This is a genomic window from Photorhabdus sp. RM322S, assembly GCF_042879395.1.
Classification (GTDB): domain Bacteria; phylum Pseudomonadota; class Gammaproteobacteria; order Enterobacterales; family Enterobacteriaceae; genus Photorhabdus; species Photorhabdus khanii.
Window position 1 is genome coordinate 15726 of sequence record NZ_JBHFKW010000017.1, and the last position, 15875, is coordinate 31600.

General features: G+C 39.7%; 11 protein-coding genes. All 11 read left to right on the forward strand.

Translation table 11 applies throughout. The features are described from left to right. Nucleotides 1–587: 587 nt before the first annotated feature. The 11 genes from ACGF63_RS11805 (at nt 588) to ACGF63_RS11855 (ending at nt 15873) form a co-directional block, all read left to right on the forward strand. Nucleotides 588–1109: an AidA/PixA family protein gene (locus tag ACGF63_RS11805; RefSeq protein WP_166290228.1), complete on the forward strand. Its 522-nt coding sequence runs from the start codon at nt 588–590 to the stop codon at nt 1107–1109. Nucleotides 1110–1125: 16 nt separating this feature from the next. Then, on the forward strand, nt 1126–1767 hold the full coding sequence (locus tag ACGF63_RS11810; protein ID WP_387630946.1) for an AidA/PixA family protein: 642 nt from the start codon (nt 1126–1128) through the stop codon (nt 1765–1767). A gap of 194 nt (nt 1768–1961) precedes the next feature. Next, nucleotides 1962–2510 (forward strand): AidA/PixA family protein, encoded by a 549-nt coding sequence (locus tag ACGF63_RS11815; protein ID WP_387630949.1) that lies wholly within the window; start codon nt 1962–1964, stop codon nt 2508–2510. 33 nt (nt 2511–2543) lie between these two features. Further along, the gene (locus ACGF63_RS11820) at nt 2544–3101 is read left to right on the forward strand and encodes an AidA/PixA family protein (RefSeq protein WP_387630952.1); all 558 of its coding nucleotides are present in this window, start codon (nt 2544–2546) and stop codon (nt 3099–3101) included. An 839-nt stretch (nt 3102–3940) separates the two neighbouring features. Further along, on the forward strand, nt 3941–5608 hold the full coding sequence (locus ACGF63_RS11825) for a ShlB/FhaC/HecB family hemolysin secretion/activation protein (protein WP_387630955.1): 1668 nt from the start codon (nt 3941–3943) through the stop codon (nt 5606–5608). 62 nt (nt 5609–5670) lie between these two features. Continuing rightward, nucleotides 5671–10113 carry a hemagglutinin repeat-containing protein gene (locus ACGF63_RS11830; RefSeq protein ID WP_387630957.1) on the forward strand — a complete coding sequence of 1481 codons (4443 nt, stop codon included), beginning with the start codon at nt 5671–5673 and terminating at the stop codon, nt 10111–10113. Nucleotides 10114–10560: 447 nt separating this feature from the next. Beyond that, entirely contained in the window at nt 10561–11808 is a 1248-nt protein-coding gene (locus tag ACGF63_RS11835) for an ATP-grasp domain-containing protein (RefSeq protein ID WP_387630960.1), read from the forward strand. Further along, nucleotides 11805–12731, forward strand: a complete 927-nt coding sequence (locus tag ACGF63_RS11840) for a DMT family transporter (RefSeq protein WP_162524191.1) — start codon at nt 11805–11807, stop codon at nt 12729–12731. The genes ACGF63_RS11835 and ACGF63_RS11840 overlap by 4 nt, the downstream gene beginning before the upstream one ends. Before the next feature lie 3 nt (nt 12732–12734). After that, on the forward strand, nt 12735–13217 hold the full coding sequence (locus ACGF63_RS11845; protein WP_132355224.1) for a GNAT family N-acetyltransferase: 483 nt from the start codon (nt 12735–12737) through the stop codon (nt 13215–13217). 44 nt (nt 13218–13261) lie between these two features. Beyond that, nucleotides 13262–14566, forward strand: coding sequence for a diaminobutyrate--2-oxoglutarate transaminase (gene ectB, locus ACGF63_RS11850; RefSeq protein ID WP_152963326.1), 1305 nt, complete (start codon nt 13262–13264; stop codon nt 14564–14566). Then, the gene (locus ACGF63_RS11855) at nt 14563–15873 is read left to right on the forward strand and encodes a SidA/IucD/PvdA family monooxygenase (protein ID WP_387630965.1); all 1311 of its coding nucleotides are present in this window, start codon (nt 14563–14565) and stop codon (nt 15871–15873) included. Before ectB ends, ACGF63_RS11855 begins: the two co-directional genes overlap by 4 nt. Nucleotides 15874–15875: the final 2 nt, after the last annotated feature.

A 15875-nucleotide genomic window follows, 5' to 3' on the forward strand; every position in this document is an offset into this window, starting at 1 on the left:
TAGCAGAACTCCTATTTGATAAATAAAATTTTTATTTATTGTGATAAAGAAGAAAAAAATTTGGTAGCCAGCAATGTTTTATCCATTAATTGGAAAAACTATATCAATGTGATTGAGTTTTCCATAATCAAGCCATATAGAATATATACAAACATAATAACACTCTAGAAAGCATATTGAGCTATTTTAAAAAACATAAGCATTCACCTTAGTGCATTATATCAAAAATAAATTATTTTTAATTTTAAAATAATAAGTTAACAAGGAAGCAGACCAGGGTAAGATCACGAACATTTACCAACCACAAAATGATCAATTAACGCACTGAAATTAATTAATTAATGAACTTCATTAGTCATTAATGGGCCTTGAATGTTCAAAGCTTAACCAATGCGAGCAATAAATGCACACTCATGCTCTCACCCTGGGTGAGCAGACTATATCTAAGATAGTCTGTGATAAATATGTGAATAATTTCCTTATATAAACTATGATTTATATCAGTTGTTATTTCAACCTTAATGGTCAATTATTACAGAGTGATAACTAACCCTCCAAGAATCTTAATTCAATGAAGGAGCATAGAAATGAGTGATATTGTAGATATTCTTATCTGTGTAGATGTCAGATCTATTATTGAAAAATACCCTTCTTTAAGCCAAGATCCTGAAAATCCCACTCTAATAAACGATGAATTATTTTACTATATAGTTAGCATAGGCAATCTTTACATTCCCGGAAATAATGCTACAGGGAAAATGGAAATAAAAGCTTATGTTGGTGATAATATTAGATGGAGAAGCGTATCTTTAACACAACAATTTGAATATACAACGATTTTATATGAGATGACAGGAACAATTATTAATGAAACTATAACAATTCCAAAATTATATCAAAGTGAAATTAATTCTGGTTATATTTCAAACAACAGTGATAGATTAGATATAGAACAAGAACTAATAAAGAGATATTATTTTCAATCAATAGCTATAAGATCAGGCGGTGGAAAATGTTCTTGGATAATAGCCATATATCAACAAAAAGAATTAAAGGGATATGTTCAACATACTCCGTTAGAAATAGGTAAAATAATACTCCCTATGTAATTATTAGGATAACATTATGAAGAATATATATAATGCAGAAAACTTTATAGCTCTTAAAGATAATAGTGACCAATCCATTAACATCATTGATGTTCTTATCGCTGTTGATGTAGAACTTATCATACAAGATATCCAAACATCGGGATTAAGTTTTAGCCAAGACTACAAAGAACCAACCATAAGTGATGGTAGATATCTTTATTATATTACCAGCCAACAACAAATATATAACAATAACGGCCAATATAACAAAAATATAGATAAACTTAAAATTACAGGAAACATACATGACAAAGTTATATGGCGAGCTTTGAGTTTATCTGCCCAATCTGAATACCAAGTATTTTTATATGATATGAAAGAAATAACCGGTGATAATAATATTTATTTGTCTGAAAATATTATTAAAAATTCCCCTAACATTCCAATCCCACAAGAAAATAGAGGAATCCCCTCTATTACCTATCAAAAGGAGCATATTTCCTATCAGGAATGGATTTTACTCAACTCCGGCTTTTCCTACTGTACATTATATCTAGCCATTTATAATAGATCGAAGCTTATCGGTTATTATTCTCATGGTCCATCAAACAAGGAGTCCCTACAAAGCATAAAAGGTCTACCACTTGATGTCACAGTTAACAAATCCAATGCCTGAATACTGTGATTGAATATAGTTAAAAGCAAGACTCAATTATATTTCAAAAAGACATTGGTAAATATATAAGCAGTTTTCTTTTATAAACTATTAATTATACTAGTAGCTTCTTCAGCACTAATGATTAATTATATAAATAGTTATTGAACGACCTGAAACTAACAATCTAGCGCTTTTAGTGAAGGAGTATAGAAATGAGTAATATTGTAGATATTCTTGTTTGTGTAGATGCAGAATCTATCGTTAACAACTGTCTTCTGAGCCAAGACCCTAATCAAGGTATTCAGATAGATAATAAATACGTATACTATATAGTTAGAAGTAAAATTGACGATACATATCTTTATGCTCCAGAAGATAATGCTACTGGAGAAATGAAACTAACAGTCAATGTCGATGATACTATCAGATGGAGACCAATATCTCTAACTCAACAAATGAAATATTCAGTACTTTTATACAAGATGGACGGTGGAGAAGTAGGGGATCCAAAGAATTCAAGTGCACATATAACCTATCCAGAACTTCATTATGGTGAAATTAAAGTTCCTTATATGACTGATGAAAATACTTATGATGGGCATAGTGTAACAAGCTATTACCATCAGTCAGATGCTTTCAGAGCAACTTCAGAACAATTTGATACAACTCAAAATTATATTTGGCATATGTCTATATATAAAGGTTCAAATTTAGCTGGATATATTTGGCATGATCCTTTCATTATCGTTAAAAAGTCATAATATATAAAAATATCAAACAATGGAGAAAAAATTATGAGCCAAAGTACTGTTGATATTCTTGTTGCCATTGATGTAGAATCTATCTTATCTGACCACAAGAATTTGAGCAAAGATCCAGAAAATCCAACTAAAATTGATGGTAAATATTTTTATTATATTACCACTCAACACCAAACATACTCACCGAGTTATAATGCCTCAGAAAAACTTCAAATCAAAGGTAGGGTAGGTGATATAGTTAGATGGAGGACTACTAGTCTAACAGCCCAATTTGATTATCAAGTATTTTTATATCAAATGCACACAAAAAACCAAAGTTTCATTTCCACACCATCGTTCAAACCAGAAATATCTGATGTTGCTGCTCCCAGTAAAAACTCATCATCAATAGACAACGAAATATATCCTATTGAATCCAGCGAGATCCAAAATTCCTACCATGAAGCTACACTGGTTGCTTCAGGTGAAGTTGAATACACATGGTATATATCCATCTACAATAGATGGGAGGGTCTTGGAGAGCCGGATGAAGGATTGCTTGGTTATTGTACGTATATATCAGATGATGCAGTAATTAATATCCATAATTAATTTAAATATTATTCATGCTACTAACTAATGAATAAATACTTATACCCTATGGATTTCAAGATGCATCGCGACGGCAAGGGAGCGAATCCCCGGGAGCATAGCGAACTATGTGACCGGGGTGAGTGAGTGCAGCCAACAAAGAGGCAACTTGAAAGATGACGGGTATAGATGTAATAACTCTGTACTGGAAAATTATCAAAGTAATTTTCTAGTACTTTTATCCCTCATTTTCTAAGATTCACTTAATCCTTTTATAAAATAGCAAATTATATAATAGTAAAATAATATTACTATCCTAGAAAAACTTTCATCACATAAGTAAATTTTATTCCCCTCCATAAATTCAGCAATCCTCCGACAATTATTCTGTCATCAATTCAGAGGATATTCTTTCTATTATCTATTTCTTTAGCTAAAATAACTTACAGGAACTATTACATCTGACATTATCGTCTATCAAGCTAAATAACAGTGAATTAAAATTTAGCTTATTATTACTTACTTAGATTAAGCTTTAATTTCTTTAAAAATCTTCCTAGCACAGCCTTATCTATTATTAAAAAAACACCACCCGTTACTTATTCCACTTAAGTTAATTCATTAATAAGCCGTAAAATAAGTGTTCTTATTAACTAATTATTATCCTAATAACCGACTAATTAAAATTTCTGATAGAAAATCGAGATATAAAAGAAACGTCATCCATTAATCAGAGCAAGATATAACCCGGAGTGTGCTTTAATAACGAATAAATTAGCCAATATGTATGTCATTACTATCAGGCTATCACCCTATATTTATGTTTTATGGAATAAAATATCATCCTTATCGGTGAATGTATGATAAAAAGAATATCTATTTTAATATTGTGTGCTATTTCCTTTCAAATAACCGCTTCACCAGCAGAATTAAATGATAATCTGCCGATGACTGAGGCCAGGAGAACGTTGCAAGATAGTTCCCGGGAAATTAACCAACTGATAGAACAACGCCGATATCAGCAATTAAAACAGCAGGCTAATACAGTCCCTGAGTCAACGCCTGCGCCTGTACTGCCAGAATCCAGGCAATGTCTGCCGTTAACAGGTGTTTATCTGAAAGGGATCTCGCTTCTTTCTGTTCGGGAGTTAAATACTCTCAGTGCTTTATCCCCGGAGTGTATCAGTAGTCATGATATCAACCGACTCAGCCATGAGCTGACTAAGTTGTATATCAGTAAAGGCTATGTTACCGCCCGTATTCAGTTTATTGCTCCCGATGCCGACGGAGAGTTAGGGCTAAATGTTATTGAAGGATTTATTGAGAAAATCGAAGGGGGCGATCGTTGGGTTAACAGCAGGATGTTATTCCCCGGTCTGGAAAAACAGCCTCTTAATATCACGCAACTTGATCAGGGTTTAGATCAGGCTAACCGGTTACAGTCCAATAAAACCACTCTGGATATTTTACCGGGGACAGTTAATGGTGGCTCAGTCGTTAAACTGCATAATCAGCACAGTAAACCCTGGTTGCTGAATATCATCACCGATAATTATGGGCAGAAAAGTACTGGAAAATGGCTAACTCGCACCAATGCAAGCTTCGATAGCCCGTTTGGTTTATCTGACTTTATCAGCGTGAATGCCAGCAGCACGTTGGATAGCCCATCCCATCGCTACAACCGCGCAGCTACCCTTCTCTATTCAGTGCCCTACGGCGCAGCAACATTCAGTGGGTTTGGTAGTTATTCCCAATATGTCAGCCGCCCACATTTACAAATGAGAACCATAAAGATTTATGGTGATACTCAGCAAATCGGCATGCGTTCCGATTTTGCCTTCTATCGCAATCAGTCTCAGATTAATACGATCAGCGGGCAGCTTATTTATAAGAATTACAATAACTATATCAATGATGCCAAGATAGGTATCAGCAGCCAGACGCTGAGTGTGTTTGAACTCGGTGTCAATCATTTACACATTATTCCAACCGGATTAATCACCCTGAATCTGAGTGTTGAACAGGGTTTGCCTTGGTTTGGTGCTCAAACCGCCACAACTTATCTCGATAAGCAATTCACCAAAGGTAAGTTGATGGTCAACCTACATCAGCGTTTTATGCTGTTCAATTCATCTTACCAACTCAATAACCTGCTTTTTGGGCAATACAACCGGCACAGCCTGCCCGGCGTTGAATGGCTGAATATTACTGATCGCAACGCGGTCCGGGGATTCAGCAAAAATACACTATCCGGGGATAACGGCTGGTATCTGCAAAATACGTTGTCCCGCAACTTCCCAATTGCCAGCAGTACGTTATCTGTACATATCGGTATTGATGCCGGTCAGGTTCAAGGCTATCGCAGCCCTCAAGGCTGGCAAAGCAGTGCAGGATTCAGTTCTGGCGCCACGCTGAGATATCAGCACATGGTATTTGATATCGAAGCCAGCCGTGGAAAATTGCTTTCCAGCCGTAATTCATCTGTTGAACCCGTGCAGGTTCTAACCCGTTTTTCTTACACCTTTTGATGGTTTTTAGCAGTGCCCAACGTTGTACACAGTAATATAACTAAATATATAGAGACTCATGTATGAAAAATAAAAAATTCAGGTTATCTCCTACCGGCAAGCTTGCCGCTTCTATGGCAATCATTCTTGTTTCCTGCTCTACCAGCTTTGCCAACAACATCGTTGGTGGTGGCGATCCGGCACATCATCCCGATATTTTAGCTATCGAAGGTAAAGCAACTGTGGTGAATATCGTGACGCCCTCCTCTTCCGGGTTGTCACATAACCAATATCTGGATTATAACGTCGGCCAGTTGGGTGCCGTCCTGAATAACGCTCTGGAGGATGGGAAATCACAATTAGCAGGCCAGCTCACCGCTAACCCCAATTTAAATGGTCAAGCCGCCAACCTGATCCTCAATGAGGTTATCAGCAGGAACCCTTCCCTATTATTAGGTCAACAAGAGGTGTTTGGTATCGCAGCAGATTATGTGCTGGCAAACCCCAATGGCATCACCTGTAATGGATGTGGTTTTATCAATACTAACCGCGCTGCTCTGGTCGTTGGTAATCCATTAGTAGAACAGGGTAATTTGCAAGGTTTCAGCACTTTTGATAATCAAAATAGTCTGAAAATTAAATCAGATGGCTTAATCGCTAACGCGGTTCTTGATCTTATTGCGCCTAAAATTGATAGCCGGGGAACCGTCACCGCTCAAAAAGAGATTAATGCTCTCAGCGGTGAAAATAAAATCTCCGCCACGGGAGAAGTGCTCGATTCTCAGCAAAAATTAACCGGGGTGCTGGATAGTTATTATCTTGGCAGTATGCAAGCCGGGCGCATCCATTTGCTGAATACCGCCAAAGGCAGCGGGGTAAATCTGCAAGGTTCTCTTACCGGGAGTGACAAGATTATTGTTGATTCTCACGGCAACCTTAATTTAGAAGCCGCACATCTGCAAGGTGGTGATGTTGAGCTTCTGGGCGACAATATTCAGGTAAAAGGCAAAGTCAGCGAATCAAAATATAGCCGTGACGGTAGTAATAATTACCAAAGCTATTTCCGCAGTTCTTATACCAATGACAGTAAAAGCAGCCAGTCACTGGCCCGCACTAAACTGGAAGGTAAAAATATTTCATTGGTTGCTAAAAACAATAATCAGATGACGGCCACGGATATCGTGGGTGACAATGTTAATCTGAGTGGCGCTAATTTAACTTTAGATGGACAGCGATTAATTCAATCCACTAAAAATGTTGATAACCAACGGGGTTATTCTTGGCGGCATGAGGTTACTCAGGAGAGTGAAAAACAACATCAGGCAAGGAATACGATAGAAGCCCGGCAGAACGTTAATTTACATGCCATTGCAGGTGACGTTAAGGTCTTTGGCAGCCAAATAAATGCCAAAAATAAACTGGCTATTACAGCGAAAAAAGATGTGCAGATTGCGGGTCTGACTGAAACAGAAAAAACATCAGAAAAAGGTTACAAGAAAAATCACACGGCTAAGTTGCAAACGGGAAGTTGGGAAGAGAATAAACAGACTCAACGCCTGATTGCCAGTGAATTGCACGCAGGTGGTGATCTTGATATTAAGGCCGGAGCTCAGGCCGAACTGCTTGGAACAAAGGTTCACTCAGGTCAGAAACTAACAGTGGCAGCCGGTAAACAACTGCAAATCAATGTTCAGAAAATTGCTGACAGCCGTGCTGTACGTGATGATAAGCAATATTGGGGCGGTATCGGCGGCGGCGATAATAAAGACAACAGCGAGTTGAAAGAAACCAGCCATGCGTCGGAACTGACCGCCAATGGGCGTTTATTGCTGTCAGGTCAGGAGGGAATATCCATTACCGGCAGCAAAGTCAAAGCGGCTCACGGTGCTTTTGTACATGCTAATAGTGGCAAGTTAACTATCGATAATGCAGTCAGTCATCTCAATCAGAAAATTGATGAGCGAACGGGTACGGTATTCAACATTACCAACGGTTCACAAAGAACCAACAGCAATCAACAGAAATCTCATGGCAGTGAGTTAGTTTCTGAGGCTGATCTCAAATTACTCGGCGATGAAGATCTGAATGTGGTTGGCAGCCTGGTGCAAAGTGCCGGTGCCCTTAGCCTGAATACATCCGGTCATATCAAGGTACTCTCTTATGGCGAACAGAAACAGGTTGATAAGCAAAACACTTCTCTGGATCTGCAAAGTCAATTCCAGCAAAAGGGAGATAAGCAGTATCGCGCCGGCGTGGGTATTGAACATACCAGCAACGGTCAGAAAAATCAGACGACAACACAGCAAGCTTCTACGTTGAGTGGAGGGAGTATCACTATTGATACTGATAAAGACGTCACCCTCAGTGGTTCCAATCTGATGACAACCAAAGGTGATGCTAAAATCACCGGCGCAAATGTTCATCTGTTAGCCGCGAATAACAAAAAATCTGAAGAGAAATCTCAGAGTAAAGAGCACGTTGGTGTCTATCTTACCGGAGGAATCGATAAAGTGGGTTCCGGTATTCATGGTGGCTATGAAGGTAATAACAACAATCATACCCGCACCACCGCCGTTGTGTCCGGTTCGAAGATCGCGGGTGATTTGAACATTAAAGCCAACGGGGAATTAGTTCAGGAAGGTGCAAGCCATAAAGTCAATGGCACTTATACTGCTGAGGCAGGCAAAGTCAGCAATCTGGCGGTATCCAATACTGAATCAAATTCCAACAGTAAACTACAGGTTGGTACGGATATTGGCGTCAATATAGATTATAGCGCTGTCACCCGTCCGGTTGAGAAAGCAGTGAAAGAGCCCGTAAAATCAGCTCTGGATGGCACATTCGCCAAGAAAGGTACACCCAATCTGGGAGCGGATATTGCAGCCAACGGCAGTAGCATCCAGACAGCAAGCAAAAAGTCCGACGCTGTTGTGACATCTGTCAAGGCCAGCAATGTGGTTATTAAAACCAATAGCGAACTGTATGATCAAGGCACTGAATATCACGCCAGCAAGGGGAATGTCACATTAGAAGCCGGCAGCCATACCAGTGAAGCAGCACAGAATCACCGCGAAAACAGCCACAGTGAAACCAGCGGCAATGCTGACCTGCGTGTCTATACCACCACCGGTGAAGATATTTCTGCTAACGGTAAAGGCAAAGGCGGCACACAAAGCAACCAAACTTCCACAACCGAAGCCGTCACCAGCCAAATTACCGCAACAGATGACATTAATATCCATGTCGAGAGAGATGCCGAATATCAGGGTACATCCCTGAATGCCGGTGCCGGCAAAACCAGCGTAGAGGCTAAAGGTAATATCCGTTTTGATAACGCCACTAACAGCACGACGAAAACAGCGACCGGTTATAACGGTGAAGTATCAGCTAAAGGAGGAACCACCCCAGAAGGCAAGAATATCCATATCGGTCTTGGCGGCGGTTACAACACGGATAGCAAAAACAGCACCACAGCTCAGGTAAGTAAGATTGGCGGTAAGCAAGGTGTCAATCTGAGTGCGGGCAATAACCTGATGCTGAAAGGCGCTGAAGTGACAGGTAAGCAGCTCGATCTGAATGCCAAACAAGGAAATATCGAACTGGTCTCTGCTCAGGATCGGATTAATAACGATGGTTGGGAATTGAACCTGAAAGGCAGTGGCGGTAATGCAAGCTCGGTTAAAAAAGCTGAGGATGACAGTACAACCACTACCACAAAACATAACTTTGGCGGGGAAGTCAAAGTGGGTGTTGATCGCCTGCAAGCAACAACCCAACATAATAGTCATATCAAAGGCGAAAATGTCGTCATCAGCAGTGGAGGTGACACAACAGTAAGCGGAGCACGAATAGAGGCTGATCAGGTAAAAGGCAGTATTGGCGGTGACTTGCGTGCTGAAAGCCGGAAAGATACTGAACATGGGTTAAATGTCGGTGTTGATGCCGGTATTAATTACACGAAAGAATCTAAAGTCAAAAGTGATGACATTCCCAAAGATGAAGCAACTAAGGATAATGCACCTCAAGATGAAACCTCTAAAGATGATGTGTCGAAAGATGATCCATCGAAAAACACCACAGAAGAACCACAGCAGAAAGGATTACAAGAAAGACTAACCTCCGCGTTTAATAGCCTTAATAATATTAAAGGGATTAATGGTGTTACAGGTAAATTCAAAAGTAATGTTGATATTAAAGATCGGGAAACTGTCAGTGAACAATCGGTAATTTCCGGTAATCAGAGCGTTAATCTGGATGTAAAAGGAGATACCCATCTGATTGGTGGGCAAATTGGCAGTACGCAAGGTAATGTCATTCTTAACACCCAAAATGTGGAACAACAATCTGTCACCGGCTATGACAATGGTAAAGGTGGCAGCCTTGTATTACCTGATTCTGTTGGCGGAATTATTAAGGAAGTCCAGGAAGGTGTCCTGTCCGGTAAAATACCTTTGGTTAAAACCTATAGTAATGAAACTGAAAACGGCACAATTAATGGCGAAATAATTAACCGTAAATCTCATTAATTTGTTATTAATTTATTTATAAAAGATCCTTCAAATGAAGGATCTTTTTATTGCTATTTATATTTCATGTCCAATATTATTTTTACCAGACAAGCAAGGTAAGCCTTCATAAATTATATTGCCCATCCGTTTATATCTGAGCAATCCAATCAGGCCCCACTGTAATAGCCGATATTGACAGTGAAGACATAGCCATAGACATTAATATTATTCGGACAGTTAAATCATTATCACCGCTGCTCTATATTTGTTTCCTGATGTATAAACGCTGATTTATTATTTCAATGGTTGATATTATACCCATACCATCAATTAAGCGGGGCAGAATAGATTTTATCTACATAAGTCACAAAATATATAGTTTTGTTCTCTTAATGCAATAAGCCTATTTACTTTATGTATTTTTTATGCTTGGATGAATTTTAGTAAATATCGATGGAGTATCCCATGAAAACTGTTGCGATTGTTGACCCCTATTCCAGCGGGCAATATCTCGCGGGTGAATTTTATTCGCGAGGATTTTCAAGCATTTGCATTAAAAGCGGTGTAAATATACCGGCAGTTTATGCGGCCTCCTACAATAAAGATAACTTTATCAAAGAATTGCCTTATACCATATCTAATTTTGACAAATTGGTCAATAAAATTAATGAATATGGCTGTCAGGCAGTGGTGCCAGGGGCTGAAAGTGGTGTATTGCTGGCGAACACACTGGCTCATCACCTGGGTTTACCCTGTTGTGATCCGAACACTCTCCTCTGCTTGCGTGATAAATACCTGATGCAAGAGCGGGTAGCGGAAGCTGGGTTACGATCTATATCACAAATTAAAGTATCAAGCTTTGAAGAATTGAAGCCGTGGCTAGAACACAATTTATCATCAACCATAGTCATTAAACCCCTCAGTTCAGCCGGTACAGACAGCGTTAAATTTTGCCAGACTTACGCTGAGATAGAACAGGCGATCTCTGACATTGTGGGTAAGTGCGACGCGTTGGGAAATCGCAACGAATATGTCCTGGTCCAGCAATTTATCAAAGGGAAAGAATATGTCGTCGATAGCGTGAGTTTGAATAAAACACACTACATCACCAATACATCTCTGTACAAAAAACAAATATTGCCAAGTGGTGCAATTGTTTATTCGGAAGAACTTTTTATTCATCCTTCAGAAAAAGAGGTCAAAGACGTTATTGAATACGCAGTGAATGTCATGAATGTGCTGGGTATCCACTTTGGCGCTGCGCATTTTGAAATTATGGTCGATGAACGTGGACCCGTACTGATCGAAGTGGGTGCGCGGTTACATGGCGCGAAGGCACCAAGAAATGTTCAGTTTTTCTCAAATGTATCACAGCTTGATCTCCTGGTTGACGCGGCCATCGATCCGGAGCGTTTCCATCAACGTACACAATCGCCACCGGTTTACTATAAACATTCAAAAGCGGTGTCTTTGATTAACTATGATAAAGGGATAATCGTCGATATTCCTGGCATGAAATGGGCTGAAACACTGTCTTCCTATACCACGGCATTCTGGAATATTAATATTGGCCAACAATTATTACCAACCAGCAATCTGTTTGATAGCCCTGGTGGAATTTTCTTGGCTAACCAAGATCCCCGTGCATTGGAATATGATACCCAACGCATTCGGGAAATGGAAAAATCCGGTAAATTATGGGTGTTAAAATGAACAAGGGAATATTATTTGTTCTGACCTTTGATGTGTTGTCAGCAGCACAATCAGTCTGGCTCGGTTCCCTGCTACAGGGAATTAATGTCTATAATATTTTATTTATCAACTTTTCCATTATCACGATTATTTTTGCCATACTAAACTACTTTCACCGAGATAATCAGGCTGTACTGAATTTACGTAGCGTAATGAATTTCTTAATACTCAATGTCGCGACGCTTGGATCATGGCTCTTTTTATATATTTCATTACGATATATGGAGCCAGCGCTTACTGCCGCAACATTGTACGGGATTAATCCGTTGGCGACGCTAATTATCTCTGTTATTTTATTAAAACAAATGAGAAATTTGACACCTGTAAAATTACTGCTCAGTATTTTCACCATCATCTGTATGTTATTAGTTGGGTATACGGTATCGGAAGGTCATTCTGGTCTCGCTAATGTCGAACATCAACAATTGATTTTGGGCTTTATAATGGCAATATTAACCGGCTTTTGTATGGCTACCGTTAACGTTGTGTCAAAAAAAATCTATGATAGTGGCTTTACTCTTTATCAATTAATGTCGATGCGCTTTTTCTTGTTGCTTATCGTATCGTTTTATTTCAGTAAGGAGCTGACCATTGATCTTAATACACACCTGACCGCGTTCATGATCATTGCCATATTCGGAAATGTGGTGCCGTTATTTATGTTACAGAAAGGTATTGCTTTAATTTCTCCTGTACAAGTTTCTTATATCTTATTATTAACGCCACTTTTTGTATTTGCTTTCCAGATATTTGACAGTCGTCTGGCACTCTCCATCTACTCACTTATCGCAATTATCAGCGTGGTAGTCATTTCATTTATCGGTTTAAGGATAGAAAAAAAGCAGGAAGAGAAAACGAAACAACAATTACAACAAGAGGAATAATCTGTGACACAACTATCTGATTTACAAACACCGTGGAAAATAGTCTCTGTCGATGAGAATAATTTTTCCAGTCTACTGAAACTGGTGGCGGATTATCAAAGGTTCTATGGTGTCAGTGAACCTGATGAGAAAAAGAATAGGCTATTCTTTTCTCAATTTATCCATAATAAAGAGAAAGGCCGGCAATATCTTTGTTTGAATGAACAGGATGATGCTATAGGATTTTCGACAATTTATTATATTCTCTCCAGTGTTAATGCGGTGGAAAATGCATTATTAAATGATTTATATGTTATTCCAGATTATCGTGGCAGAGGAGTAGGAAAGAGCCTTATTTTACATGCACTGCAATGGGCAGAACAGCAAGGGAAATACTTTTCCCTGGACTGGACAACTCAGAAAAATAATACAACCGCCCAGCGGTTATATGACAGCATCTCGGACAGTAGAACCAGTTGGTATCATTATAAAATTGAATGTCGTTAATATTCTGCTTTTACCGGGAAACATTTATATCATAGAGGTTACTTATGAACCTTTCTGTTTTTGAAAACATAGAATCTGAGGTCAGAAGTTATTGCCGGAATTTTCCCTCTATTTTTTCGCGAGGAAAAAATGCCTTACTATTTGATAAACAGGGTAATGAATATTTAGATTTTCTTGCCGGAGCAGGCTCTGTCAATTATGGACATAATGATCCCTCCATGATTGAAGCGGCAATACATTATTTAAGTGAAAATGGCATTATTCAGGGGCTGGATATGCATACTGAAGCCAAGGAAATCTTTCTTACCACTTTACACGAATATATTTTGGCACCACGCCATTTACGATACAAAGTTCAGTTTACCGGACCGACAGGAACCAATGCTATTGAAGCCGCACTGAAACTGGCACGTAAGGTCACTGGACGACACACTATCGCCTGTTTTTCTGGCGGTTACCACGGCATGTCTTTAGGTTCGCTTTCCATTACAGCGAATCCTGCCAAGCGGCAGTCTACTGGTCTGCAAATACCGGGGGTATTACGATTGCCTTACGATCAATTTTCCGTCACAGATGCTGGGCAGCAATTAAGTTTCATGAGAGATATGCTGTGTAAGCCTGGCAATGGTATTGATCTGCCTGCCGCATTCATCCTGGAGTGTGTTCAGGGTGAAGGAGGACTCAACTGCGCCTCCGCAGCCTGGCTACAAGGGCTTACCACATTGGCCCGGGAAATTGGATCTCTGCTTATCATTGATGATATCCAGGCTGGCTGTGGCCGGACGGGAAACTTTTTTAGCTTTGAAGAGGCTGGCATTACTCCGGATATTGTCTGCATTTCAAAATCGATCAGCGGTTCTGGATTACCCATGTCAATCAACCTTATCTCTCCGTATCTCGATAAATGGTACCCAGGTGAACACAACGGCACCTTCCGTGGCAATAATCTCGCCATGACCACCGCAACCGTAGCTCTGAAGAAATATTGGGGAGACGCAAGCTTTTCGCAGCAGATAAAGAAAAAAGAGCAGTTTCTGAAAACTATTTTTCAGTCCGAACTACAAGATCTGGACACACCATTCTCCATTGTAGGCAAAGGATTGATGGTAGGAATTAAATTTACCGATTCAGTTCTGGCTAAAAAAATTAGTCGCTCTCTTTTCAAAAGCAAACTTCTGATTGAAACCTGTGGACCACAAAACGAGGTCGTTAAGTGTATGCCACCTTTAACCATTGAAGATGAAAGGTTACAAGAAGGGGCAGAGCGAATCATTGCGACGACCCGAAATATTATTCAGTCATTAAGGCATGCTGAAACAACAATATCCATCAAGAAGGTGAGCCTGTGAGTGATATTATTGAAGAATTCGACGTGATCGGTATAGGGTTTGGGCCGGGTAATATTTCCCTTGCCGTGTCATTAGAAGAAAAACAGACCACAGATTCGGTGTTATTTCTGGAAAGTAACACCGCACCGGACTGGCAACCTGAAATGCTACTGGCGGGTTCGGATATACAGCACAACCCGTTGCGCGACTTTGTCACACCGCGTAACCCCATTAGTCCCTACGGCTTTCTTAGCTATCTGAAAAGTGAAAACCGCTTGTTTGAGTATCTCAATCTTGGGTTGGAGTTTGCTTTAAGGAAAGATTATGCCCGCTATGTACGCTGGGTAGCACGTCATTTTGATCGCTGGGTGAGCTATGGAGAGACAGTCATCACCATTATGCTGGACAGCACCTTTTCCGATAGATACCGGATTGAAACCAGCCTCGGAAGAAGCTTGCGTGCGAAAGTGGTCTCTTTCGGGCCAGGAAGGACACCCTATATTCCACCACAATTCGAGCAGTGTCATTCATCGCGGATCGTTCATTTTACCCGCGTGACTTCAGCACTGTCTCAATGGCAAGCGGAAAGTCATTTAACATCTGTTGCAGTGATTGGTAATAGCCAGAGTGCCATAGAATTAATATTGGATCTTTCCTCCCGTTATCCACATCTGCGAATACATAATATTTTTCGAGGCTATTCTTATCAGCTCAAAGATGTTAGCCCTTTTACTGAACATATCTATTTTCCTGAATTTGTTGATGAGTTTTATCAGCTCAATATTGAGCAGCAAAAAGCGCTCACTCGAGAATTGTGGCGTAGTAATTACAGTTCCGCAGATCACGATGTGATCAAAATGCTTTATGTAAAACTTTACGAACAGAAGCTGGACGGACGAGAACATATTACGCTGCACAATATGACCGATATTTCCCAAGTTACAGAGAATAAGTCGGGCATAGAAATTTATTATAAAAATAAAATCTCTGACAAAGTCAGGAAATTACAGGTTGATGGCGTCATTCTTGCCACCGGCTTCAAAAATATGGGCAATGAGGAAAATCAGGAGCGTAATCATCCATTACTCTTCAATGTAGCTGACCATTTTAAGCGCCGGGAAGATGGATCTCTGCATGTGGCGCGGGATTATTGTTTAGAAAGCAATGATAAACCGTTATCGCCTTTTTTTCTTAACGGCTTATGTGAATCAACTCATGGTTTTGGTGACGCGGGTTCATTCAGTTTGCTTTCAATTCGCTCCTGGTTAATAGCAGAGAAAATCGAGCATTTTCTGACAAACCAGGTACAGAAACCACAGCATGGGTGAAT

What these genes read in the sequence shown, in the direction of transcription:
- ACGF63_RS11805 (WP_166290228.1), top strand. Translation starts at nt 588, where the DNA reads ATGAGTGATATTGTAGATATTCTTATCTGTGTAGATGTCAGATCTATT.
- ACGF63_RS11810 (WP_387630946.1), top strand. Translation starts at nt 1,126, where the DNA reads ATGAAGAATATATATAATGCAGAAAACTTTATAGCTCTTAAAGATAAT.
- ACGF63_RS11815 (WP_387630949.1), top strand. Translation starts at nt 1,962, where the DNA reads ATGAGTAATATTGTAGATATTCTTGTTTGTGTAGATGCAGAATCTATC.
- ACGF63_RS11820 (WP_387630952.1), top strand. Translation starts at nt 2,544, where the DNA reads ATGAGCCAAAGTACTGTTGATATTCTTGTTGCCATTGATGTAGAATCT.
- ACGF63_RS11825 (WP_387630955.1), top strand. Translation starts at nt 3,941, where the DNA reads ATGATAAAAAGAATATCTATTTTAATATTGTGTGCTATTTCCTTTCAA.
- ACGF63_RS11830 (WP_387630957.1), top strand. Translation starts at nt 5,671, where the DNA reads ATGAAAAATAAAAAATTCAGGTTATCTCCTACCGGCAAGCTTGCCGCT.
- ACGF63_RS11835 (WP_387630960.1), top strand. Translation starts at nt 10,561, where the DNA reads ATGAAAACTGTTGCGATTGTTGACCCCTATTCCAGCGGGCAATATCTC.
- ACGF63_RS11840 (WP_162524191.1), top strand. Translation starts at nt 11,805, where the DNA reads ATGAACAAGGGAATATTATTTGTTCTGACCTTTGATGTGTTGTCAGCA.
- ectB (WP_152963326.1), top strand. Translation starts at nt 13,262, where the DNA reads ATGAACCTTTCTGTTTTTGAAAACATAGAATCTGAGGTCAGAAGTTAT.